The 22,748-nt window shown below is 37.8% G+C and carries 19 protein-coding genes and 1 pseudogene; 13 read left to right on the top strand and 7 right to left on the bottom strand.

Going from position 1 to position 22,748, the window contains the following annotated elements; all coding sequences use genetic code 11:
- On the top strand, window positions 1–324 hold a 324-nt coding region (locus FHS57_RS31055; protein ID WP_183980615.1), incomplete at its 5' end, for a DUF4143 domain-containing protein.
- Between the two features lie 42 nt (window positions 325–366).
- On the opposite strand, the gene FHS57_RS31060 is transcribed toward FHS57_RS31055, so the two are convergent.
- Both FHS57_RS31060 and FHS57_RS31065 read right to left on the bottom strand, forming a co-directional pair.
- On the bottom strand, window positions 367–1,218 hold the full coding sequence (locus FHS57_RS31060) for a ParB N-terminal domain-containing protein (protein ID WP_183980617.1): 852 nt from the start codon (window positions 1,216–1,218) through the stop codon (window positions 367–369).
- Window positions 1,219–1,231: 13 nt separating this feature from the next.
- A complete protein-coding gene (locus FHS57_RS31065; protein ID WP_183980619.1) occupies window positions 1,232–2,176 on the bottom strand; it encodes a ParA family protein in 945 nt (314 codons plus the stop codon).
- 593 nt (window positions 2,177–2,769) lie between these two features.
- On the opposite strand from FHS57_RS31065, the gene FHS57_RS31070 reads away from it, so the two are divergent.
- Complete coding sequence (locus FHS57_RS31070; protein WP_183980621.1) at window positions 2,770–3,675, top strand: replication initiation protein; 906 nt, start codon at window positions 2,770–2,772, stop codon at window positions 3,673–3,675.
- 193 nt (window positions 3,676–3,868) lie between these two features.
- On the opposite strand, the gene FHS57_RS31075 is transcribed toward FHS57_RS31070, so the two are convergent.
- Together FHS57_RS31075 and FHS57_RS31080 are read right to left on the bottom strand one after the other, a co-directional pair.
- Window positions 3,869–4,135, bottom strand: a complete 267-nt coding sequence (locus FHS57_RS31075) for an HTH domain-containing protein (RefSeq protein WP_183980623.1) — start codon at window positions 4,133–4,135, stop codon at window positions 3,869–3,871.
- 130 nt (window positions 4,136–4,265) lie between these two features.
- A complete protein-coding gene (locus FHS57_RS31080; RefSeq protein WP_183980625.1) occupies window positions 4,266–4,868 on the bottom strand; it encodes a recombinase family protein in 603 nt (200 codons plus the stop codon).
- 109 nt (window positions 4,869–4,977) lie between these two features.
- On the opposite strand from FHS57_RS31080, the gene FHS57_RS31085 reads away from it, so the two are divergent.
- Entirely contained in the window at window positions 4,978–7,968 is a 2,991-nt protein-coding gene (locus FHS57_RS31085; protein WP_084332169.1) for a Tn3 family transposase, read from the top strand.
- On the opposite strand, the gene FHS57_RS31090 is transcribed toward FHS57_RS31085, so the two are convergent.
- Entirely contained in the window at window positions 7,913–8,248 is a 336-nt protein-coding gene (locus FHS57_RS31090; RefSeq protein ID WP_183980627.1) for a hypothetical protein, read from the bottom strand. The genes FHS57_RS31085 and FHS57_RS31090 overlap by 56 nt on opposite strands.
- Before the next feature lie 957 nt (window positions 8,249–9,205).
- Between FHS57_RS31090 and FHS57_RS31095 the strand changes: the two genes are divergently transcribed.
- Window positions 9,206–9,505, top strand: a complete 300-nt coding sequence (locus FHS57_RS31095) for a hypothetical protein (RefSeq protein WP_183980629.1) — start codon at window positions 9,206–9,208, stop codon at window positions 9,503–9,505.
- A 39-nt stretch (window positions 9,506–9,544) separates the two neighbouring features.
- Here FHS57_RS31095 and FHS57_RS32245 read toward each other — a convergent pair.
- A pseudogene (locus FHS57_RS32245) lies at window positions 9,545–9,664 on the bottom strand (Fic family protein); the annotation flags it as partial.
- 73 nt (window positions 9,665–9,737) lie between these two features.
- Between FHS57_RS32245 and FHS57_RS31100 the strand changes: the two are divergent.
- Together FHS57_RS31100 and FHS57_RS31105 are read left to right on the top strand one after the other, a co-directional pair.
- Window positions 9,738–10,034 (top strand): transposase, encoded by a 297-nt coding sequence (locus FHS57_RS31100; RefSeq protein WP_183980631.1) that lies wholly within the window; start codon window positions 9,738–9,740, stop codon window positions 10,032–10,034.
- Window positions 10,031–10,978 carry a DDE-type integrase/transposase/recombinase gene (locus FHS57_RS31105; protein WP_229601505.1) on the top strand — a complete coding sequence of 316 codons (948 nt, stop codon included), beginning with the start codon at window positions 10,031–10,033 and terminating at the stop codon, window positions 10,976–10,978. Before FHS57_RS31100 ends, FHS57_RS31105 begins: the two co-directional genes overlap by 4 nt.
- A gap of 33 nt (window positions 10,979–11,011) precedes the next feature.
- On the opposite strand, the gene FHS57_RS31110 is transcribed toward FHS57_RS31105, so the two are convergent.
- Entirely contained in the window at window positions 11,012–11,956 is a 945-nt protein-coding gene (locus tag FHS57_RS31110; RefSeq protein ID WP_183980633.1) for a Fic family protein, read from the bottom strand.
- Between the two features lie 736 nt (window positions 11,957–12,692).
- Between FHS57_RS31110 and FHS57_RS31115 the strand changes: the two genes are divergently transcribed.
- The 7 genes from FHS57_RS31115 to FHS57_RS31145 all read left to right on the top strand — a co-directional run bounded on the left by FHS57_RS31115 (window position 12,693) and on the right by FHS57_RS31145 (window position 22,591).
- Complete coding sequence (locus FHS57_RS31115) at window positions 12,693–13,787, top strand: AAA family ATPase (protein WP_183980635.1); 1,095 nt, start codon at window positions 12,693–12,695, stop codon at window positions 13,785–13,787.
- Window positions 13,788–13,789: 2 nt separating this feature from the next.
- The gene (locus tag FHS57_RS31120; protein WP_183980637.1) at window positions 13,790–16,132 is read left to right on the top strand and encodes a S8 family peptidase; all 2,343 of its coding nucleotides are present in this window, start codon (window positions 13,790–13,792) and stop codon (window positions 16,130–16,132) included.
- Window positions 16,133–16,410: 278 nt separating this feature from the next.
- A complete protein-coding gene (locus FHS57_RS31125) occupies window positions 16,411–17,148 on the top strand; it encodes a multiubiquitin domain-containing protein (protein ID WP_183980639.1) in 738 nt (245 codons plus the stop codon).
- Window positions 17,132–18,538: a HesA/MoeB/ThiF family protein gene (locus FHS57_RS31130; protein WP_183980641.1), complete on the top strand. Its 1,407-nt coding sequence runs from the start codon at window positions 17,132–17,134 to the stop codon at window positions 18,536–18,538. The genes FHS57_RS31125 and FHS57_RS31130 overlap by 17 nt, the downstream gene beginning before the upstream one ends.
- Window positions 18,535–18,864, top strand: coding sequence for a ubiquitination-like system serine protease family protein (locus FHS57_RS32250; RefSeq protein ID WP_183980643.1), 330 nt, complete (start codon window positions 18,535–18,537; stop codon window positions 18,862–18,864). Before FHS57_RS31130 ends, FHS57_RS32250 begins: the two co-directional genes overlap by 4 nt.
- A gap of 83 nt (window positions 18,865–18,947) precedes the next feature.
- Complete coding sequence (locus FHS57_RS31140; RefSeq protein WP_183980645.1) at window positions 18,948–20,900, top strand: hypothetical protein; 1,953 nt, start codon at window positions 18,948–18,950, stop codon at window positions 20,898–20,900.
- Window positions 20,879–22,591, top strand: a complete 1,713-nt coding sequence (locus FHS57_RS31145; RefSeq protein ID WP_183980647.1) for a hypothetical protein — start codon at window positions 20,879–20,881, stop codon at window positions 22,589–22,591. The genes FHS57_RS31140 and FHS57_RS31145 overlap by 22 nt, the downstream gene beginning before the upstream one ends.
- The last annotated feature ends 157 nt before the right edge of the window (window positions 22,592–22,748 follow it).

The raw sequence follows: 22,748 nt of genomic DNA on the forward strand, positions 1-22,748 counted from the left end.
TTTGCCAAAGGCGCTATTTTTGAGAATTTGGTGATTCTGGAGGTGATGAAAATGCACTACAACCAAGGCCGTCGTCCACAATTGTATTACTGGCGAGATAGTAATCAAAACGAAGTAGATTTGCTGATGCAAGATGGGTTAAAACTTCATGCTGTTGAAATTAAAGCGGGCAAAACAATTAACGGCGAGTTTTTTAAAGGATTAACTTACTTCAAGAAAATAGCACCCGATACGCAACTACATTTGGTGTATGGTGGTGACGATTATCAAAAGCGTAGCGAAACCACAGTACTAGGCGTAAACTACTTGGAGCAATTGTTTTAACCATAAGTGCAAGTTTTGCACTTATGGTTAAAAGCAAGATTATCAAGCCGTTATAAATTTTTTTAATTCTTTTACTTTTTGGACTAATTGAGAATAATCAGATTTTGAACTCAGGTTAGCAGCAAGACGAGCAATTTCTTTTTTGCGTTGACTGAACTCTTCAAGATAAGGAGAATGAGTATCTTCAATGGTATCACTACCTAACTGTGCTACGGATACTAAGCTACCTTCTGAAATATCATCACGTTTTCCTATGTCCTGAATAACTGTGCGATTAAATGAGGTGTTTCCAGCCAAAACTTGTTGTTGTAACTCTGGAATTAACTTAGCAACTCCTTTGGCGAAGTTACCGTCATTTTTAATGGTTCGCTGACTGACGTTAAATTCCTCTGCCAATGCTTTTGAAATATCTACACTTCCCTCTTCACGGTCGTATTTCCCTTTCCCACCTTTTTCTCTGTTGTATCTTAATCCTCTAAAAAATGAAAGCTGTTCAGGGGTGAGGTTTCTGCGCCCGAGCTGATAGTCAATCATGAAATCTTTTACTTTCTCGATACCCTCAAACTTCAAAATGGTAATTTTAAAGTCGATATTGTACTTTGTACAAATGTTGTATCGGTTATGACCATCCACCAAGACATGTATAATTTCGTCAGAATCGCCTATTCCAGCCTCTCTGTGCGACGTTTCCCATATTGCCAATGGATCTTTACATCCTTGGGCTTTTATGTTGTTCTCGAGTATTTGTAGCTCTTCTGTTGTGAGGGGGGTAATAAACTGCCTTAGCTCATCTATTACAACAATTTGTTTTTTTATTTTTTCAACTTCGGAAAATGTAGAAGTGGGAATTTGAGCCGTAGCTTTTTTAATTCCCGACATAAAATCTTTTGCCATGATTAAGTTAAGGTTAGACTGCGACCATTTCTTGGGCTAAGGCTAAATACTGATTTGCGGAATTCGATTTAGGTGAATAATCGAATAAGTCGCTTTTGGCTACTTGTGATTGTTTGATTACTGTTGAAGTCTCTATTTGGGTAGAAAAAATAGTAAAATGACCATAGACATCCCGAATATGTTCGATCATATTTTTGTGTACGCTTTGATTTTTGTGTACCATCGTAAAAAAAATACCACGCACTTGCAGTGTATAGTTTAGATGCTCGCGTATTTCGGAAATGCGGTTAAATAGGTTTTCGACACCATGATAAGCAGATGCTTCGGGTTGAATAGGAATCATACACTCGTGAGAGGCGACCAATGAACAAGTTGTCAAAACATTTAATGAAGGGGGGCAATCAATGAGAACATAATCGTATTCGGACAAGAGAGGGGCTAATTTATTTGCTAAACGTTTCTCACTACCAATCGAATTCACAAGCTCAAGTTCACGGTATGCCATTTGTATGTCCGAAGGAGCAAGGTGTAATTTAGGCTCAATTTTAATAATCGGTAGGCTTTTTTTATCCAGTAAAGCATCTATGATTTGGGTTTCTGGCTGATGAATACCAAAACATTGAGAAAGATTGCCTTGGGAGTCCATATCTAGCATCAGAACCCGATTTCCAAGAAGACTAAGGGCTTTCCCGAGATTGATGGTTGACGTGGTTTTACCTACACCGCCTTTATGGTTAACGATTGAAATAACCCTGGCTTTGCTAAATAACTCTTCTGAAAACCCGTAACTTCTCAGAACGGGGATTAATTTAGTCAGGTGTTTTTCATTTAGATTAATGTGCCCTCCTAAAGCACGATAGAGTGTTTTAGAAGGTAAACCTGCTTCTTTTTCAATCTGTGAATGATTCAGTGCGGGTTTTGCTCTGAAAAAGCGAAAAACGATGTCTTGGGTTAGCATAAACAACAATTAACATGAATATGCAAATATGATAAAATTTTATCATACGTAATATATAAAAAATAAAAAAGGTGTAAATATACTTGGAGTAATAAAAATATACGTTTGAACTACGACAAAATCCTCGCGAACTACGACAAAATCCTCGTGACGAGGGCCGCCACCCGCCCGACAAAAATTCAAAGTTTGTTTTTGTTTTTTGTCTTTTTTTTGATTTTCTATTTTTATCAACCTGCCCTAAATGGAACCCAAAAGGGTAAGTTATCCACATTTTTTACCCTAGAAGAAAATACATCACAAATTTGTGAAATTATTATTATTTATTATTATTTGATATTTGAGGGGCTTGTAACTCTCTGACTTCCATTGTATTATGAGCACTAACTACGACAAAATCCTCGTGAATTACGACAAAATCCTCGTGTAACTACGACAAAATCCTCGTGTAACTACGACAAAATCCTCGTGAATTACGACAAAATCCTCGTGCAACTACGACAAAATCCTCGTGAATTACGACATCGAAAAAAGACAGTCGTTTTTCTTTGTCGTGATTGTGGAAAACTCGTACTTTTGGGTAATAAACATAACAAATGGAAGAGATTAATACCTTAAAAACCCTTATTCAAGATAATGCCATCACAAGTGCCCGCTATGAAATGTCGGCACTTGAAAAAAATATTATCTACATCATGATGGCACAACTCAAAAAAGAAGACACCTCAGACGTGAATTATTACGTTTCTGTACGGGAATTAATGGAACGAACTGGTACCCGAAATTCGTACGAAGATTTAAAGCGAGCCACAGAGACATTGATAGGGCGTGTGCTACAAATCAAGCGACCAAACGGTAACTTACTCCAAGTTTCGATGATTTCATCAGCAGAGTACATGCACGGGCAGGGAATTATTGAAATAGGGCTAGACCCTAAAATTAGACCCTTCTTTTTCGATTTGAAACAAAACTTTACGACGTTTCAGTTGCACATGGCTTTAAGCCTAGACAGTAAATATGCCAAACGTATTTATGAGATGCTATCGCAATACAAGGACATAGGCGTCTTTAAAATAGAGCTTCTTGAGTTGAAGCGACGGTTATTACTATACGATGATAAGACAGGGGAGGAGCAGTACAAAAATTGGTCTGATTTTGAAAAACGTATTTTACTTACTGCCAAGAAAGAAATCAATGAAAAAACCGATTTGACGATTAGTTACAGCGCGAAGAAAGTTGGCCGCAAATATTCAGATATTGAATTTACCATCACTAGAATTCGTGGAGCACAGACAAAAATTGATTTTCAGGACGAATCAGCGGTCGTTTTTGGGCGTTTAATTAACGAATTCCGTTTACGTAAAGATCAAGCAATTCAGATTGTTGAAAAGTTTTCGCAATCAGAAATTCACAAAACGCTCTATGATATTAAGTTGAAAGTGGCTAGTAACGAGGTTAAAAATATCGGCGCATATACAGCGAAAGTGTTTGGTCTAGGGTAAAAAGGGGAATAATATCTGCCCGATGGAGCCCTACCGCTAATAGTATCAAAACGTATATAGAATGGCGTTATAGGAGATTGTCGGGGATAAAAGGAGATTATGGGAGATTAACAAGAAAGCGAAGCGTTAGCAAGCCATGACTTTGTCAGGACAAAATCTAACGCAAGCTATTGGCGGGGAATTGGCACTTCTCTTACTTCGGTATTACTTTCCAATAGCCACCTCTGTCTCCCCCCATCCTTTCGATTTTCTTCTCCTCTTTTAGCGTTTTTATGGCTCTTTCGATGGTTTTTGTACTCACTCTGAGTTCTTTTGCCAAAATTGCTGTTGTGGTGGTAGAATTCGTTCTAATCAACGTCAGCACTTTCTCCGACATTTTCTCCGACATTTCTCCGACATCTTTGGCAGGAAACGTGTTATTTTGTGGTACTTTCTCGATTTTTTGTTTTATTTCAAGCATTACACTGGCAAAATCATAATCGAACACAGGAGCAGGTAAACCATAATTGATACACTCGTTGATAATTCGAATGGTGCCTCTTCCCCATTGAGGTTCTTGTTACAAATGGACGAAAAATAGCGGTTTAAAATTATTTCTTTTTCTTAGCCAGGTAATTATACACTGTTCCGTAAGCAACTCCTGATCTGATACTAATCTGATTCATTGATAAGCCCGTTTTATGCATATCCTGAATTTGCTTTACCTTATTTGTACTAAGCTTGGGTCTGGATATCTGTTTCCCTTGTGCTTTTGCTCTGGCCATACCGGCTTTAACCCTCTGGCTGATGAGCGAGCTTTCAAACTGAGCTAATGAAGCCATGACGTGAAAAATCAACTCTCCGGTGGGCGTAGTAGTATCAATATTTTCCTGATACGAAATAAAATCAATTCCCAGTGCTTTGAATTCTTTAAGAGCGTTGACTAATGCCTGAGTCGAGCGGGCAAATCGGTCATATCTCCAAACCAATACTACATCAATCTTTCTTTTCTTTGCAGCTTCCATCATTTGCCTATAATGTTTGCGTTCTTCACTTGTTCCCGAAGCAAAATCAATAAACTCCCCTACAATTTCAAAATTACGTCTTTGTGCGTACTCCCTGAGCTGAATCAGTTGAGTTTCGGGGTCTTGCCCTCTGTCGAGTGTTGAAACTCTTGCGTAGAGAGCGACTCTTAAATGAGGAATATTTGCCATTGTTTTATTATCAAAAAGGAGTTCCTTTACAAATATAGAGTTCAGATTTATAAATTACTGATTCTCAATGATGTTTTATTTTTTTTAAACATACCCTTTTTGATAACCTATGCCTGCTACTTTTTTAACAACTGCAGAACGTGATCAATACATTCAAATTCCTGATTTGGACGAAAGGGATTTGCAACAGGGGTTTTATCTAACACAGCCCGATCTCATATTCATTCAGTCGTTCCATGGTGCAACCAACCGCCTGGCAATCGGTATCCAACTCTGTTTAATGAGATATTTTGGCTTTTTATATGATGGATGGAAAAACCAGATTCCTGATAAAATGGTCTCTTTTGTTTCTCATCAACTCGAAAGTGGAAACAATGCACCCACGACTGCTGATTTAATAAACTACGGAAACAGGGCAATGACCCGCTCGTTTCATTTTCAACAACTACTTCGGTATCTAAATTTTCGGAAATGGCAGCCAATGGATGAACCTATGTTTGAAAAATGGTTGATCCTTCAGGGAATGGAGCATGACAATGAGCGGTACCTTTTGAATAAACTTTGTCAAAAACTTCATCAGGATAAAATTTTAAGACCATCGATTGGTACTCTGGAAAGGATTATTGGAGGTATTGACGAGCTTCTTCATACGGAGACCTATCAACGGTTATCATTTTTATGGCAGCCCGAGTTATTCAATCAGCTGGACAATCTTCTTCAAACTCCCGAAACCGGAAAGCTAACCCATCATCGCTGGCTGTGTATGGTGCCAACGGTCAATACGCCTAAAAGCTTCCGACAAATACTTGATAAAATTATCTTTTTGAAAAACATCAAAGTTGATAGCTGGGATTTGTCTGTTATTCCTTCCAACAGAAAAAAACGTTTAGCTAATATCGTTCGAAATAATTCAAATCAATATTTGCAGCGTATTAAACCACAGAGACGTTTTCCCTTACTGGTGTGTTTTCTTTGGGAAACGCTGCTTGATACAACCGATACTGTTTTGGCGATGTACCATGATTTTTGGACGCAAGCCCTGAGCGATGCAAAAAAATCTTTGGAGGCCTATCAGCTGGGGGTTATCAAATCCCAAACTCAGGCTGTGAAAACACTCACAAAGACTGTTGAAATGGTTGTGGATGACACCATTGAAAATCAGTACCTGAGAAGCAAAATATTTGAAAATTTATCAAAGGAAACAATACAAGAAGCTTTACACATAGTCTTGAAAATAACCAAACCGGCCCATCAGACACCTTTATTCTTTTTACTTAAGACTTATGCCCGGTTCAAACAATTTACACCCTACCTGCTCAGAATACTGGATTTTAAAGTGGCTTTTTCAAAAGATAATTTTGAGGACGGCCTGGAGCTAGTTACCGAACTTCAAAATGGGACAAAACGAAAATTGCCAGAATCTGTCCCAACCCATTTTATTACACAGTCCTGGCAAAAAGTAGTCATCATTGACAAGATGTTGCAAGCGCCCGCCTACGAGCTTTGTGTTTTGTCGGTACTCAATGACCGACTTCAGTCTGGTGATGTTTTTGTCGAGTTATCCAGAAAATATGCGGATTTTAATAGCTTTCTAATCCCTAAGACACGGTGGCAGGCAGCTTCACCGGAGATATGCCTTCCTTTTGGAGGCTTGGATATGGTAAAACGCATTGACGAAAAGGTTCTTGAATTAACAAATTTGCTTGGACCTTTGGTCATTCTGTTATCACAAGGCACCGAGATAAGGTTAGAAGATGGAATATTGGTTGTTCCACCCTTAGAAGCTGAAAATCTCCCTGAATCTGTTAAAGATTTACAAGAGCAGATCAACAAGCGATTGCCTCGCGTGGGCCTGGTGGAAATGATCCGTGAAGTAGATACTTGGGTTGACTATGCAAAAGAATTGCGGGAAGAGCTCCTGCCCCGTAATCCGGAACATGATGCTTTGAGGTTTGCTGCTTTGTTGAGTAATGCATGTAACTTGACACTGGCTGATCTGGCGCGTTCTTCCGACTTGGATTATCATTCGCTGTGGTGGGTTGCCAATAATTACTTTTCTGATGAGAACCTTAAACGGGCAAATGACTTGTTGGTAAATTTTCATCATGGACAATGGATATCAGCCTATTGGGGTGATGGGACACTATCATCTTCCGATGGCCAAAGATTTGCCACAAGTGGCAAAATTCGGAATGCTCAGGCATTGCCAAAGTATTTTGGGTATGGTAAAGGAATAACTTTTTACACCCACACTTCTGATCAGTATTCCCAATACGGAACAAAAGTAATCAGCAGCACTGAACGGGATGCGCCATACGTATTAGATGAAATTCTGACGAATGAAACCGAGTTGACCATTATTGAACATACCACCGATACACATGGGTATTCAGACCTAATATTCGCCTTCTTTGATTTGGTTAACAAACGTTTTGCTCCACGACTTCGCGACATAAAAAACCAACGCCTGTGCAAGATAAAAACCGACAAAGAAAATCCAGCGGAGATACAGTACCCGCAATTAAAGTTTACCGCTACAGTCAATATCGACTACTTGAAAAAACATGCGGATGAACTTAAAAGAGTGGCTGCATCCGTTTTGACAGGAACCGTAACAGCCTCACTACTAATCAATAAACTTCAATCATATCCAAGACAAAACAACCTAATGTATGTTTTGCAATCTTACGGACAATTGGTAAAAACGATTTTTATATGTAAGTACTTACTACAACTGCCTCTCAGGCATCGTATCAATACCCAGCTCAATAAAGGAGAGCAACTTCATAACCTGCGGGTTTATCTTTGGTTCGGAGGTGATGGAACCATCCGTAAGAAGCAGGAAAAAGAACAGCAAATTACAGCCAGGTGCCTTAATCTGCTGACAAATATCGTAATGGTCTGGAATACTGTTTACATCCAGGAAATTCTTAAACAGCTTCAAAAGGAAGGTTATGAAGTCCATGAAAAAGATCTAGTGCATATCTCTCCCGCGCCTTTTGAACATATAAATCGGTTAGGAAAATATGGTTTCAAAGATGAGATCAGATTACAGGAAAATGGACTACGAGCTTTAAGGCAACCTCCCGAGAAGCGATAAGTAGTAAACCGCTATTTTCCGTCCTTCTGTAATGAATACCTCTAATAGCAACAGATTGTTCCTGTTTGAGCGGATAGTTGTTTTTCAGGCTGTTTTCTTCCTCTACGCTCACCAGCGTCAGCACCAAGTTATTTTGAATCGTGTCTGACCCCGGCGAATCTTGCTGGCCGCTGTGCTTGGCTATATCACCAAGTATCATTTGCTTACCTCCCATTGGAACCTGAGGCAGCAAAAAATTATTGAATCGTTGTGTGACATCTTTTAATATAGATGATAACATATGAAACTAAATGAGGTTAATTTTACAACTTCTGTAAATATCAAACAAAATACAACTATTTTATCTTTATCATTGATAAGACAAAAACGAAGTAAACACGCTCATATATTTAACTAAAAATAAAAAGCATAAAGTATTATACACTTAATATTTTGTTAAAAGCTCAAATTGTTATAAAATATTTAATGCACTTAATATAAAAATTTACTATTAGAGTATAATCATTTAAGTTTAAAAACTATTTATCTTATAAAGAACTTTTAAACTTAAAACAAATATATAATTATATAATTATTAAACAACATTATAAGTTATTAAATATACCATAAATTTATTTAACGGTAAAATTGCGAAATTTATCAAGAAACAATCTTTCCAATCTGCTATCTATTATTCACTATTTAATGCTAAATCCCATTTTATGTCTAAACAGTGCGAATGATATTTTGATTTCGAAAAAACTTAAAAATTGCCTTTGTGTCTATACCCACGTGAGTAATCGTATTTTGCAGTTCTTCTATTAGGAAATTAGCCTCATTGCCTAACTTCGAAAAATGATGAAATATCCGGGCAAAGATATCTGAGGTATTTTCTATGGCATTCGACTTCGTCGAACGCTTTTGTGACAACGTACATACTACATTGGCCTTGTCTTTCCCCTTGCTTTTGGTTTTCACTCATGATTGCTTGCGGGTATAAACGAAATGTAATTTTAAGGTAAGTGATATTTATCTAAAAAGACATAGTAATTTATTAAGCGGTAATGAAAGTTATCTAACGGTAGCCTCCTCAACTTTTACCAAAAGGGTGATGGAAAAATCAGAAACCTTATTATTTTCTTTCCCTAATCTTAAGAAAGTAATAAGATTTGAAATGCTGTATTATATTGAATAAATAACGAAATTATAACGATATAATTTTGTAAAAAACAAATTATATATATACTCGTTATACCTCATGCCAAAACTAGACCGCTCTGATTTCAAATACAACGCCAAAGTTTTTGAGAAAACCTGCCTTTGGTGTGGAACACCTTTTTTTGCTAGTCGATCTACGGCTAAATATTGTTGTGGAACTTGTAGGGGATATGCCAATCAAGCCAAACAGTCCGAAGAAGCTGTACCTTATGATGAGACTGAAAAAATGATTTCTGCGTTGCTTTCCGAAAATGCATATCTCAAAGGTCAGCTCCAAAGATATGTAACTGAAAATGACGAATTAAGAAAGCAGCTTCAAAAAATAAATAGTCAATCTTAGCCACAAATGTGTGATTCGTTGAAATGACCATTTACTGTTTTATTGTTGCATTAATAACTCTACTAACCTTTGATTAATGAAGTAATTGGTTTTGCCTAGTTTTACTTTCGTCAGTAAATTGTTTTCCGCGAAAATCTCTAAATATTTGGCAGCTGTAAGTCTGGTAACCTGGAATCCAGCCCGTTAAAAACTTGGACACAAATTAAGGGATAACTTTTAAATTTGTGTTTCTATGGGAAAACATCAAAAATCATGGAGTCAGGAGGAAAAACTGACCATACTAAAGTATTATAAAGAACACGGAGCGGCTAAGGCTTCCAAAGAATTTAACGTCTCTAGTGCAAACATTTACAATTGGGTCTCCCACTATGAAAAAGGGGGTTCTTCAAGTTTATCCGGTGTCAGTAGTTCTGATAAAGACAAAGAGATTCTTCGTCTTCAACGAGAAATTCAAGCCTATAAAGAGATAATCGCTGAGAAAGAATTGTCACTTAGAATCAAGGATGCTTTATTAAAAAAAAGTCCTTGAGTAAGCAAATTCGTCTGGAAGTAGCTAATGAATTTATTCTTTCAGGATGTAGTGTTAAAACAGTACTAAAATCCTGTTTCATCGCTCGGAGTAGCTATTATTACAAAGCTACTTTAGGTAAATCTGGACGCAAACCTTACACCGTATTTCTCAATGCAGAAGGCGACCAAATAGAAGGTCATCAAGTGGTTGAAGCCCTGAAAGAGTTGTTCGAAAAGCCCTTTGTAGATTATGGTTATTACAAATCATACATCTACCTTCGAGATGAGTTAAGCTTTAAAGTAAGCAAACATTCTGTTTATAAACTAATGAAAGAGAGCGGTTTACTTCAAAGTAGATATGCTGTTAGCTCTAAAAGAGGGAAGCGCAACTGGGTGAAAGATTTGATTCCACAGACTCAAATACCGTTTGACTACTGGGAGTTCGACATAAAGTATGTCTGGGTCGCAGGTAAAAGAAAGAGTATGCAAGTCCTGACTGTTTTAGATGTAAATTCAAGATGGAATTTAGGGCAATATTGTGCCTATACCATCAAAAAAGAAGATGTCATTTCACTATTTGATAGCCTTTTTGAAAGCTATGATTTACCTAAAGGAATTTGTGTAAGGAGTGATAACGGCAGTCAATTCATTGCGACCGAGGTACAAGAATATTTTCGAGATAAACAAGTCAAACAAGAATTCACAAAACCTGCAACGCCGCAGCAAGATGCGCACATTGAAGCATATCATTCTATCATGGAAAGCTGTGTGTGTCAGAGATTTGAGTTCAATGATTTGAAGGAAGCTCGAAAAACATTGGCAGAATTTAGAAACTTCTATAATTTTGAGAGAATACACGGAGGAATTGCTTTCCAAAGTCCCTACAAGTATTTGCTCAAGAACGACATCAACATGAAAGAATTAACTCAAATGAAGACTAAAATCTGTGCTTATAGTCTCTAACTTTCTATCATTTATATGTCCAATAATTAGCGGTTAGCACACCTGACAATCCTGCATCACAAACTCAATTTTTGTGTAGGGATGTTTGAAGAGATTATCCAGCAATTCTCTACTGTAAATTTTAGGATGTGATTCCTGACACCAGACTTTTGTTTCTTCCAATAATACCCGAATCGCTTTGATTAAATCAATGGTATAAAGAGCAGTATTTTCAACGGCCTCCAACATAAAACATATCCAACTTTCCCAGTCGTCATCATCTCGAACAGCCTGGAGTTTTTGATAATATTGCCCTTTATAGCGAACAATATAACGACTGAGATACAGCACTGGAACATCTAACAAGTCTTTAAGCACGAGATATAATAAGTTGATAATCCGCCCTGTACGACCATTTCCATCATAAAAAGGGTGGATGCTTTCAAATTGAAAATGAATAATGGCCATCTTAACCAGAGAATCCCAATCAGCCAATTCATCATTATTTATAAATTGCTCTAAATTGGACATGAGGCGAATGATTTCTTCATAGTCCTGTGGAGGCATATAGACTACCTCACCAGTTTGTTGGTTTTTCAGTACTGTTCCTGGCAAACGTCGGATAGCACCGTTGTTCGGTTCGAGAATATCCAAAATATGTAATAAATGTTTGGTGCTCAAAAAGCCGTATTGTCGCACCAGATCATGGCCTCTTTTGAGTGCGGACGCATAGGACTGTACTTCTTTGGCTGCAGCCGAAACCTGTAAATTAAGTGACGCTTTGAAGAGCTCGTCATGAGTGGTTATGACATTTTCGATGGCCGAACTGTCTTTGGCTTCCTGCAATGATAAGGTGTTGATTAGTATATTTTGGTCAGGAATGGTAGCCAATATTCCCTTAAGCTCGGCCAAAGCTTTATTGGCTTGCAACGACTTTTTTAGTACCTTTTTTGTTTCTATCTCTCCGATATTCGGCAGCTCTTTGATTCGATAGCTCATTTCAACCTGTTTATTTTATGTATAAATTTACGGTTTTTTTATACATGAACTGTCAAACGTGTATAAAAAGTAGCATTTTTTATACACGTTTAACACTAAAGTAGGGTGAATGGCAAATAACCTTGCAGTTCTGCCCTTGTTACAGATTGGGCTTTAGAAGCCACTGAGAATTCAATAAAACAAGCCAAGTCGTGCAGTCCACAGGAATATTCAATTCTCAGCCGTTTTTAAAGACCTAATTTAGTGGCAGCATTGTGCTCCTTGATGTCTTCGATGCGGGTGTATCGTTGAATCATCAAACTTGTTTCGTGTTTGGATTGTCGCATAATTTCCGAATCATCTGCCCCGTTGATTTTGGCAATCGTGATAAAAGATGCTCACAGCGAACGACGTTCTCCAAAATACTTCTTAAAGGTCTCATAAACAGTCATATCGTTTAAACGTTCGTCTGTAATTTTATCTCCTTTACGCACCCTCATCCCCCCCCGTCCCAGTTGTGTATTCTAAACGACTTATATGTAAGTATTTTATTGAAATAGAGCGGTTTATCAGAAAAACAGGCTTTAATGAATCCAACATTACCGTTACAATGAACCGTAATGTTGTTACGCCAACCTCAATAAAAAACAATTTTTGGGTAAAAAAATTACATTTTTATATATTTTTGTTACGAAAATTTGTTTTTTGTTACGAAAATTGCTTGTTTTGTAACAGTAAATACTAAAACAGAGACCTTATGTACAGCGAAATCATTAAGATAATAGAGGGGGGGCTCAAAAAAGACTTTAAAAAGGTTCACAGTTACGCCAAGCTTCTTGCTGATAAGTTTAGGGAGGAAGGTGACGAAAAAATGGCGAACCTTATTTTGAACCTCCTTAACCAAAAAATGACCAACTCAATCACACTTGATGAATTGGTTTCCCAAGTACCTGTTGATCAGGATAGCCGAATGAATATTCTAGATGTTTACATTCCAGAGAGTACTCCTAATTCTTTGGTCTTATCATCAATAGTGCAAGGCAAAATAGAATCTTTTATTAACTCAATCAGTCATCGTCAGGAACTTTTAAAGCATGGTGTTATTTCTACCTCAACCTTACTATTGTACGGTGCTCCTGGTGTCGGAAAAACCAGTATTGCAAAATATATTTCTGAGCAAACAGGCTTACCGTTAGTTGTAGCCAGATTAGATGCGATAGTCTCTTCTTTGCTGGGAAATACGGCAAAAAATATCAGAAAAATATTTGAATACGCTGATAGTAAGCCCTGCATCTTATTTTTAGATGAATTTGACGCTATTGCAAAATCAAGGGATGATAAATTTGAATTAGGGGAACTTAAACGAGTGATTAATAGTCTATTACAAAATATTGACGCTTTCTCGCAAAATAATATTTTGATTGCAGCCACTAATCATGCCGAACTGCTTGATAAGGCTATTTGGCGGAGATTCAATACGGTAATTGAAGTTTCCATACCCTCTCAAGAAGATACGGCCAGCCTTATCAAATTGTTTTTAAAAGGCTTTGATACAGATTTCTTAGATGATAAGAAAAAATTGGATAAGATAGCGGAATTAGTGTCAGGAAAGTCGCCGTCTGATATAAAAGCTATTCTGCATCGTGCAATTACCCAATCAATTATTGAAAAGGAAAAACTAATCACCTTCCAGGAAGTACTCATTGAGGTATATGACTTTGAACACCACAGCAAATATTCAGTTGATGAACTGGTTAAATATCTTGATGACAATGGCGTAGCCAAAACTCAGATTGCAGAGAAATTAGATATTTCTATTCGGCAGGTAAGAAACAAATTACACGAAAATTAGCAATGGCAAAGAAAAATCTTCCCGTCAAAATGGTCAGGAAGCGAGAGAATGACCAACTATCAAACGAAGGGCACGGTGGTAAAACGACACCGCCCAAATGGGTATTAAAAGGAGATGAACTCACTGGTCGAGCAGATGAATTCAGACAAGTCTTTCGCCAAGTGGGTTCTCGACTTCGTGAGAAAGTCAATCAGGAAGGTTTTCAGCCAGCCATTATTCGGGTAAAATTAATGTCTGAAGCTACGGCTAAAAATCATCGCAGAGAAATTTCCAAATTATTCAATGTCCAAAAGAAGTTGAATATAATTGGGTTGATAGGAGAAGATGAATTGATTTTAAAAATCGATAGTCCGGAAGATTTGGAAGCCATTGAAAAGAGATTAAAGGACACTGCCAAATATGCAACAGCTTTATCAGCTATTGAAGACCCTGATTTGTTTAAACCCTCTATTGAAGTTGAGGAAGTAAATGGATCTACTTTATTAAAAGTAAAACTTTTCCATTTGCATGAATATGAGCAAAATCAGGTGCTGATTCGGAGTTTCGAACGTTTTTGTGAAAATAACGGCATCAATTGCCGACGTCTCAACTATAGCAGAGAGCTTAATATATTTGAGGTAAGTGGGGTTACAAAGGACCAATTAGAGGATTTTGATTCGTTTGACGGCCTTTACTCCATTACTGAAATGCCTATGCTTTCATTAAGCTTAGATGAAATTGAAAGCACAGTTGAGGTAGAATTTCCTAAACCGATTGAAGGTACTGAATATATAGTTGTAGGAGTTTTGGATACAGGGATTACGTCTCATGAGCATTTACAGCCATGGAAACACCCTAAAAGACATACTAATTTTCCTGATGAAGATATTGATCCCCGTCACGGTTCGATGGTAACGGGAGTATTGCTTTTTGGGGATTATTTAGAAGAAGCCGAATATACAGGAACTAATGGATGCAAAGTGTTTGAGGCGGTAGTTTATCCTGCGACCACCTCCGGTTTTTCCGAGGAATTATTAATCAGAAACATTCGGGAAGCGATTCGGAAGCACCATAATACCGTAAAAATTTGGAATTTATCGTTGGGAACAAACCTACAAGCTGATATCCATGATTTTTCCGATTTCGCTCAGGCACTTGACAGTATTCAGGACGAATATGGCGTTTTGATTATCAAATCTGCAGGAAATTGTAAAAACTACCAACTTGGAAAACCCAAGAGCCGAATTTCAAAATCAGCAGACAGTGTACGTTCGTTGGTGGTAGGTTCTATCGCCCAGGCGAAATCTGAATCCGATTTAGCAGAAGCATTTTACCCATCCCCTTTTACTCGTATCGGTCCGGGCCCCGGAGGAATCATAAAGCCGGATATTGTCCATTTTGGAGGAAACACAGGCTTTGTAAACCATAAAGAAAAAGTAAATGGCGTCAAAACAATTGGCGCCGACGGAAAAATTATGACTGCCGCAGGCACAAGCTTTGCTACTCCAAGGGTATCAGCCTTAGCTGCCGGTGTTTCAGCAAAAATTGGTGAAGAGTTTAATCCGTTGTTGATCAAAGCCCTCATTATTCACAACTCGAAGCATCCTGAACTGGAAATGAGTATCGATGAAAAAATAAACCAGACAGGATACGGCCTGCCGCCTGCCATCAGTGAGTTGCTCTATAATGATCAAGATGAAATTACTCTTATTTTTCAGGACGTGATTACAAAAGGAGGTTACATAAAAATCATGGACTTCCCCTTCCCTGAAAGTCTAATTGACAATGGTTATTTCTATGGACAAATTTCAATTACTTTGGTTACTTCGCCGCTTTTAGACGGCGGTCAAGGCTCAGAATATTGCCAATCCAATGTAGATGTGCTTTTTGGAAGTTATGATGAGAAAAAACAGCGCGATTTATCGAAAAAGGGGATTAAAAATCCGGTTGGTGTCGAAGGAAATCAAAATCTGCTCGTACAGAGCATGTACAGCCAACGTCTGTTAAAGCAGGTTGATAATCCATTCAACCGAGAACGTATCTTGATCAATCATGGAAAATTTCAGCCAACTAAGAAATGGGTAATAAATTTGGAAGAGCTTACCGATGGAAATCGTCAAAAGTTTTTATTAGCTCCCAAAAACTGGTTTTTAGAGCTAAAAGCTTCATTTAGAGATAATACAGAATTGATCTATGACCAAAAACGGGAAGAAGTAAATCTTGAATTTGCTTTAATTATTACCATTCGGGACCCTAAAAAAAAGGGGAAGGTTTATAATGAAGTCACTCAACTACTCGAAAAGTACAACTTTATTCATAATGAAATTCGTTTACGGGAAGAAGTGAAAATTCGTTTAAATGGATAAAAAAATGGTTCCATCTAAAAAAGAAGGAGGTATAAGACTATACTATAATTAAAAAAGCCCTTCGCTGTTGGCATCAGCAAAAGGGCTATGGAATGATTTGTGGGGACAAATACTTGGGCTGGTTTACCCAAGGAGCATTCCGCTTTGTATTTCGGATTCAAAGGTAAAGTGTTTTTGGTAATATGCAATACCCTTCCGAAAAATGCCCGGTCGCTGAATTAGCTCCTATGCGTCTTGAAGAATGGGGTGTAAACAATTGATTTTAAACACTTAAAACAATGGATCCTATTATGGAAAATTTGTTGGAATTCGTAAATGTCCACGATTATGGTCGCCAAGGGCAAAAACCGCCAAAGGCAAAAAAATATCACATTCAGATTGACAGAACTGAATATGTTGTGCAACAAGAGCACATAACAGGGAGAGAACTGCTGGTATTGGCAGGGAAAATTCCACCCGAACGGTTTCAATTGAATCAGCGCCTTCACAAGGGGAAAGTAGAAAAGATTGATTTAGATGAAGTAGTATGTCTGACGGCTCCAGGAATTGAAAAATTAATGACGGTACCGTTAGATCAAACCGAGGGAGAACTGCTGCGCAAGCAGTTCTCCTTAACCGAAGAGGATTTAGAATACCTTGAAACACTTGGGTTGCGCTGGGAAACGATCAATGATCCAAACGGTCAATGGATTTTTGTTCATGATTTCCCGGTTATAGAGGGATATAATGTACCAACTACTACTGTTGCGGTTAAGCTGGAGTGCGGTTACCCGCGTACACAGTTAGACATGGCCTACTTTTGTCCTGCATTAATTCGTAAAGATGGGCAGTCAATTGGAGCTCTTACTGATCAGGTAATTGATGGAAAGAACTTTCAAAGATGGTCGCGCCACCGAACAGGGGAAAACCCATGGCGAGAAGGTATAGATAATCTATCAACACACCTTTTACTGGTTAGTGTGTGGTTTTCGCAGGAATTTCAAAAACATCCCAAAATCAATGAGATATCAGCTTAGTATTTCGGGAGTCCATTTTGAGCAATTACAACAACACCTCTTTCCCGGCGACGGGAAGGAGGCTGTTGCCGTAGCGTTGTGCGGCAGATATAATTCAGGCGAATTAACCAAATTAATGGTCCACCAACTTGAATTGATACCACATGATGAGTGTGAACGAGGAGGAGACTTTATTCATTGGAAAACTCAAAGAATTATTCCTTTGCTGGAAAAGGCAGGAAAATATGGGATGGGGATATTGAAGATACACAGCCATCCCAACGGTTATTATGACCGATTCTCTGAAGTAGATGATGAATCAGACGCTCTTTTGTTTCCTTCTGTATTTGGCTGGACAGAGGATAATGAACCTCACCTGAGTGCTATTATGCTTCCTGATGGGAAAATTATAAGTCGAGCATTCTTTGCCGATCATTCTTTTCAAATGGTAGATAAAGTTGTCATTGCAGGAGATGTCATTTCCATTTGGGAACCATCTATTGACCCTATTTTAATAGATGATTTTGGTAAAAGAACGGCTCAGGCTTTTGGAGAAGGGACGTATAAGATATTACGTAATTTAACGATTGGCGTTGTAGGTTGTTCCGGTACGGGAAGCATTGTAGTTGAACAATTAGCCCGGTACGGGATTAAAAAGTTAATCTTAGTGGATAATGATACCGTTGAATTTAAAAACCTCAACCGAATTATAAATGCCACTTCATCTGACGCCCAAAATAATCGTTTAAAAGCAGATGTCCTGGCGCAGGCGATTGACGAGATAGGTTTAGGAACGAGTATAGACCCATGCCCCTACAATTTGTATGACAGTAATGAAACACTACTGAAATTAGCAGGCTGTGATGTTGTGTTCGGGTGCATGGACAGTGTGGATGGTCGTCATATTCTTAATCAACTTGCGACCTTCTTTCTATTGCCTTATATTGATGTGGGTGTCCGATTGGTTTCTGATGGGCAGGGCAACATAAGTTCAATTATTGGATCGGTTAATTATCTTCAACCGGGAAAGTCTTCACTTTTAAGTCGCGGCCTCTATGATCTTGAAGATTTAAAATCAGCAGGAGCATACCGAAAGAATCCTTTAGAATTTTCTGAACTCGTCAAATACGCCTATTTTAAGGATGTGGCCGTTAACAGGCCGGCAGTAATCAGCGTAAATATGGGATATGCAAGTTTAGCGGTAAATGAGCTTTTGAACCGTCTTCATCCTTATCGTGGGGACCATCCTAAGCACTATGCTCAAGTAATGATGAATCTCTCGGAAATGTATTTACAAAACTTTCCCGAGACCGATTTTAAAGTAGATCATTTCCTGAGCAAAGAAATGGGAAAAGGTTCCTCTACAAGCGTATTTTTGAACTTGCCTGAATTATCAGCTACTGATCAATGAAAAAAATTTGGTCTTTTTTCAAAACAATCCGGGATACGTTTTTTAAAAGGTCGTCACAGGTTGTTTACTGTGATGACCTTCCGGAGAAAACTCAAGCTCATACTTTTTATATTGTCGGGCTCAAAAAATTCCCATGGCTGTTAGCTTTTGAGTGTCCATGTGGGTGTGGAGAATTGATTCAGTTAAATTTGCTAAGAGAAAGTCGCCCGCAATGGTCTATTAAACTGAATAAATCAAAATCTATTACTGTTTATCCTTCAGTTTGGAGAAAAGTAGGATGTAAAAGTCATTTTTGGATTCAGGAAAGTAAGATAAAATGGGCTTGATATAGCTAATATTACTGCTACTGTAGCACTATTTATACTTGCTAACCGAAATGATCTTTTATGATAAACGGGGCTTACTCACCATGAAGCACAACACAAGGACCATCTACCAACAACTTGCCGAAATCATACTATTGGAGAAGACAGATAGGCTTCCCGTTAATTACTATGGTAATAACCTCGAACTGTTAGCTGAAACTACGCAGGATATGAGTATTGCCGGAGTTTGGCATGCAAGGATCCTGCCTTCGCCAAACTTACTCTCTGCCTTATCGGAGCAATTAGCGCAAAAACTATCTCCCCAATGGACATCTGACTGGGTGACTGTTTATGAGTTTATACAATCCATTGAACAATTCTTCAAAAGAGGTCAAATCTCTTATTTTCTTGGTAAAGAACTTATACCATACATCCTAAAGGATGAAAGGCTTAAACAATTAACCGATTTTCATCATGTGTTGGAAAGGTTCGGGCAAGATGAAACGCAAAAAGCCTTTACTGAAGGGTTAACTAAGCTTTTCTTTGAACTCCCTTTGAAAAATCAGGAAAGTGAGGCTCTGCTTGCTCCCTATGTATCAGATATGAAGCAGCGGTTTTGGTGGCCGGGCATAGCGGAACAAGCGGGCAGCTATCCCCGGAAAGCACAATCTTTTATTGATTACCTTACTAAAACAGAAGGGAAAAATCAAAATGAATTGATCAGATGTTTATTATGCGGAATATGCAGTACTGCGGCCCAAGACCATTTTGAATGGACAAAATCATTGTTTGAAAGATATATGCCGGAGGTAGTTTATGCTCTTTCCTGTACTAAAAACCAAGACGAAGATTTTATTCTGTCAGTTGTTGATTTTTTGGAGTCGGTCACTGCGAATCAGGTAGAATGTGAGCGTCAAATGGCTCGACTATATGCCAATTTTATTTCTAACTTCCCTGAATACACCGACACTTTTAAGCGTTGCGAAGCAGGCTTACTAAAACTGACTGAGCATTCAAATCCGATAGTTTTGGATGCTTTATTGGAACAACTTTATTTTTTGAACAACCAAAGTGAGCTAAAATACCAATGTCTGGTTTGTATTTTAGAGAACCCGCACCACCGTAAAGAATATTATCAGCGCATTTTGCATGAGGCTAATTTCTTTGACAAAGTATTAGCTTCTCAGTTTGACAACAGCCATTATTACTGGGCATTTTTAAAAAAATTTGCGGTTACAATTGATCCTTTTTTCAATGATAAGTGCTTCGAGCAGTCATTAAATACCCACATTTCTAATGACAGTAAACTTGTCGAAAAGTTTATTGTTGAATGCCTGACAGACATGAGCGGTAAGATACGGTATTTGGGGAATATTATTTTAAACAAAGCTTTGGAGGTATTTCCACATTTACAGTTATATGAAGAAGGGAGGAGATTGTCGGCTACCCAAGAACTGATTTTGATTCTTTCTATCCAAAAATTTTATCCGGTGCAATTTATTGAACGTTTCAGGTTAGTTATGCCTCTGTTTAAAAGTAAGCATGGAAATACCCTAAGATTACTTTTGAAGTTTATACACAAGTCCTTTGATAGCCATGCCGGATTGCTTGAAATTATTAAAGAAGAGCTAAATGGAGATGAAGATTGGCAAAAACAACTGATCAGCATATTGGAACAGCAGGAACTATTCTTCAAAGAAACACAGGAAAAGAAATTTTCTTTGAAGGAATTATCGCCTTTATATACTCAGTCTAAATGGTTTAAACTACATCAAATCAAGTACCAAAAACGAATGAGTGATTTACTTCATAAATCTATTGAAGAAGAGTCAGCGATTTTTGCATTAGCGCAGCATGTAGCTATTGTAAAAGGAAGTGGCTGGACGATAGAAGGACGAGAAGGTATCAGTCTACTAAATCGCTATCAGCATTCTGTGACAGTACCTGCGAGTCTATACCAAGCCCCGGAAACAGATCAGATTCAATTACATGTATATTTTACAACAAATTGGGAGAATGAAACCGAATGTCAAAAATGGTTGAAAAAGTATTTGTAAGGGAATATTTGGAAAGTCTCAAAGAAGATGCAGAACTGGACTACATTTTTGTTTTTCTACTGGAAGCAATGGGTTTCAAGATTGTAAGAACTACAAAAGGTTCAAGAGGACAATCTCAATATGGTAAAGATATTGTAGCAGTTAAAAATGACGAAAAAGGCATTACTCATAAATGGTTTTTTGAGCTAAAAGGCTATGATGACCGTAACATTGACCAGCGAACCTATATGAAGCCCGATGGCATTAGAGATTCTTTAATCGAAGCCAAAGACGCCGATTTTACCTATAATGGGATTCCCAATTTTAATCAGCTACCTAAAAAGGTGATTCTTGTTCATAATGGAATTATTAAAACAAACATTGAAGTAACATTTAATGGTTTCATAAAGCAAAATTTCGGTGAAGAAGAATTTGAACGTTGGGACATTTATCGCTTAACCGACCTGTTTGGTCAATATCTTTTTGGCGAATATTTGCTGACGGACCAAGACAATATAAAGCTGCTCAAGAGAACACTCATTTTTTTAACAGAGCCAGAGTATGAGTTTAATGATCTGCATATTTTGATTCAGAGGGTTATTAACCGATATAAGCAAAAACCTAACCAAAGGGAATTGGTTAAGCTACTGGCAACGTCGAATTTATTAGCTGTGTTAATATGGCATTATAGCAAAGAGGCCAATAATTTACACCCTGCAAAATACGCCATTTACCTCTTAGTTCTTCAAACCTGGTCTTTTATACTGTCTGAAAAAGCTCAAAAAAAGAAAAAGTACCTTGAAGCTTTCAACAAATTATTGGACAATCAATTACGTTTTCTTGATGAATATTTCCGAAAAACATTACCTATTGCACTTACGCCCAAAGGGCTTTTTACTACGATTGGCTTTTCCTTTGAACCGATTGGGTATAGACTCAGAGCCTTTCAGTACCTTGATGATTTGGTTTACTTTTTCTCAATGTCGAATGCATTTATACATGATTTGTCTGAGCTTACAACCTATGAAAACAGGCAAAAAGAAGAAATAAAGTTATTGGTTAAAAACAATTTTGATGCCCTTACCTGTCCTATTATGGATAATCAGCTTATTCCGATTGTTCATCTTTTTTCTTTTTTTTCTACATGTCAGGAAATGTCAAATCATGACGGGGAGTTTCTTATACAGTATTTAGTGAAATGTTTAGATCAAATTTGTATCAGGTATAAAACAAAAACTATTCTCCCATTGCTCGGTACTGAAATTGAACCTTTAATTAATCTGGAAATCAACGGAGAACGACCATCAGATTACTCTGATGGCTCATCTTTACTCATCAATGTATTACTTGAATTGACAGCTATTTTTAATCTGGAGTGGTTATATGTACAGTGCCGCGAAGTATTTAAAGATTTAGTCAACCTTCAAGTACTGTATCCTTTGGCTGACTTAGATGAATTAGAAATAAGTTTGTTTTCTAAACCACTGGATCAGGAGTACTATGCTGAAACTTCTATTTCATTGCCGGTTAGCTTTGAAGATTTTAAGAATAAAACGAGAAACAAAGACAGAAATCCGGTAGTTTTCAAGACGAACACTGCTGGTTATGGTTTTTTGAAGATTTCAGCACATTCGTTTTATCGAAGTGAGCCTTTTCCTTTTGAATGGAGGCAGCTTTTTGACAGAGTTAATGTCCAAATAGTTAACCATTGATTTCTATCTCAACAATGTGTGGCCGGTAAAACAGGCTCTCTAACGCTAATAGGCGGTGCGTTGGGAGATGTTCAGCGGCAGTGGGCCTGTGCGGGAGCGATGGAGCGGCTGAACCAACTGACAAACGGAGTGAGGAATTGGTGAAGCGGCTCCATCG

It is taken from the genome of Runella defluvii, from assembly GCF_014195535.1.
Taxonomy (GTDB): Bacteria; Bacteroidota; Bacteroidia; order Cytophagales; family Spirosomataceae; genus Runella; species Runella defluvii.

Excerpts from the sequence above, each read along its gene's own strand:
- FHS57_RS31070 (WP_183980621.1), top strand. The coding sequence starts at position 2,770 with ATGGAAGAGATTAATACCTTAAAAACCCTTATTCAAGATAATGCCATC.
- FHS57_RS31095 (WP_183980629.1), top strand. The coding sequence starts at position 9,206 with ATGCCAAAACTAGACCGCTCTGATTTCAAATACAACGCCAAAGTTTTT.
- FHS57_RS31060 (WP_183980617.1), bottom strand. The coding sequence starts at position 1,218 with ATGGCAAAAGATTTTATGTCGGGAATTAAAAAAGCTACGGCTCAAATT.
- FHS57_RS31075 (WP_183980623.1), bottom strand. The coding sequence starts at position 4,135 with ATGCTTGAAATAAAACAAAAAATCGAGAAAGTACCACAAAATAACACG.
- FHS57_RS31065 (WP_183980619.1), bottom strand. The coding sequence starts at position 2,176 with ATGCTAACCCAAGACATCGTTTTTCGCTTTTTCAGAGCAAAACCCGCA.
- FHS57_RS31145 (WP_183980647.1), top strand. The coding sequence starts at position 20,879 with ATGGTTGAAAAAGTATTTGTAAGGGAATATTTGGAAAGTCTCAAAGAA.
- FHS57_RS31115 (WP_183980635.1), top strand. The coding sequence starts at position 12,693 with ATGTACAGCGAAATCATTAAGATAATAGAGGGGGGGCTCAAAAAAGAC.
- FHS57_RS31140 (WP_183980645.1), top strand. The coding sequence starts at position 18,948 with ATGAAGCACAACACAAGGACCATCTACCAACAACTTGCCGAAATCATA.
- FHS57_RS31090 (WP_183980627.1), bottom strand. The coding sequence starts at position 8,248 with ATGTTATCATCTATATTAAAAGATGTCACACAACGATTCAATAATTTT.
- FHS57_RS31120 (WP_183980637.1), top strand. The coding sequence starts at position 13,790 with ATGGCAAAGAAAAATCTTCCCGTCAAAATGGTCAGGAAGCGAGAGAAT.
- FHS57_RS31130 (WP_183980641.1), top strand. The coding sequence starts at position 17,132 with ATGAGATATCAGCTTAGTATTTCGGGAGTCCATTTTGAGCAATTACAA.
- FHS57_RS31100 (WP_183980631.1), top strand. The coding sequence starts at position 9,738 with ATGGGAAAACATCAAAAATCATGGAGTCAGGAGGAAAAACTGACCATA.
- FHS57_RS31110 (WP_183980633.1), bottom strand. The coding sequence starts at position 11,956 with ATGAGCTATCGAATCAAAGAGCTGCCGAATATCGGAGAGATAGAAACA.
- FHS57_RS31080 (WP_183980625.1), bottom strand. The coding sequence starts at position 4,868 with ATGGCAAATATTCCTCATTTAAGAGTCGCTCTCTACGCAAGAGTTTCA.
- FHS57_RS31125 (WP_183980639.1), top strand. The coding sequence starts at position 16,411 with ATGGATCCTATTATGGAAAATTTGTTGGAATTCGTAAATGTCCACGAT.
- FHS57_RS32250 (WP_183980643.1), top strand. The coding sequence starts at position 18,535 with ATGAAAAAAATTTGGTCTTTTTTCAAAACAATCCGGGATACGTTTTTT.
- FHS57_RS31085 (WP_084332169.1), top strand. The coding sequence starts at position 4,978 with ATGCCTGCTACTTTTTTAACAACTGCAGAACGTGATCAATACATTCAA.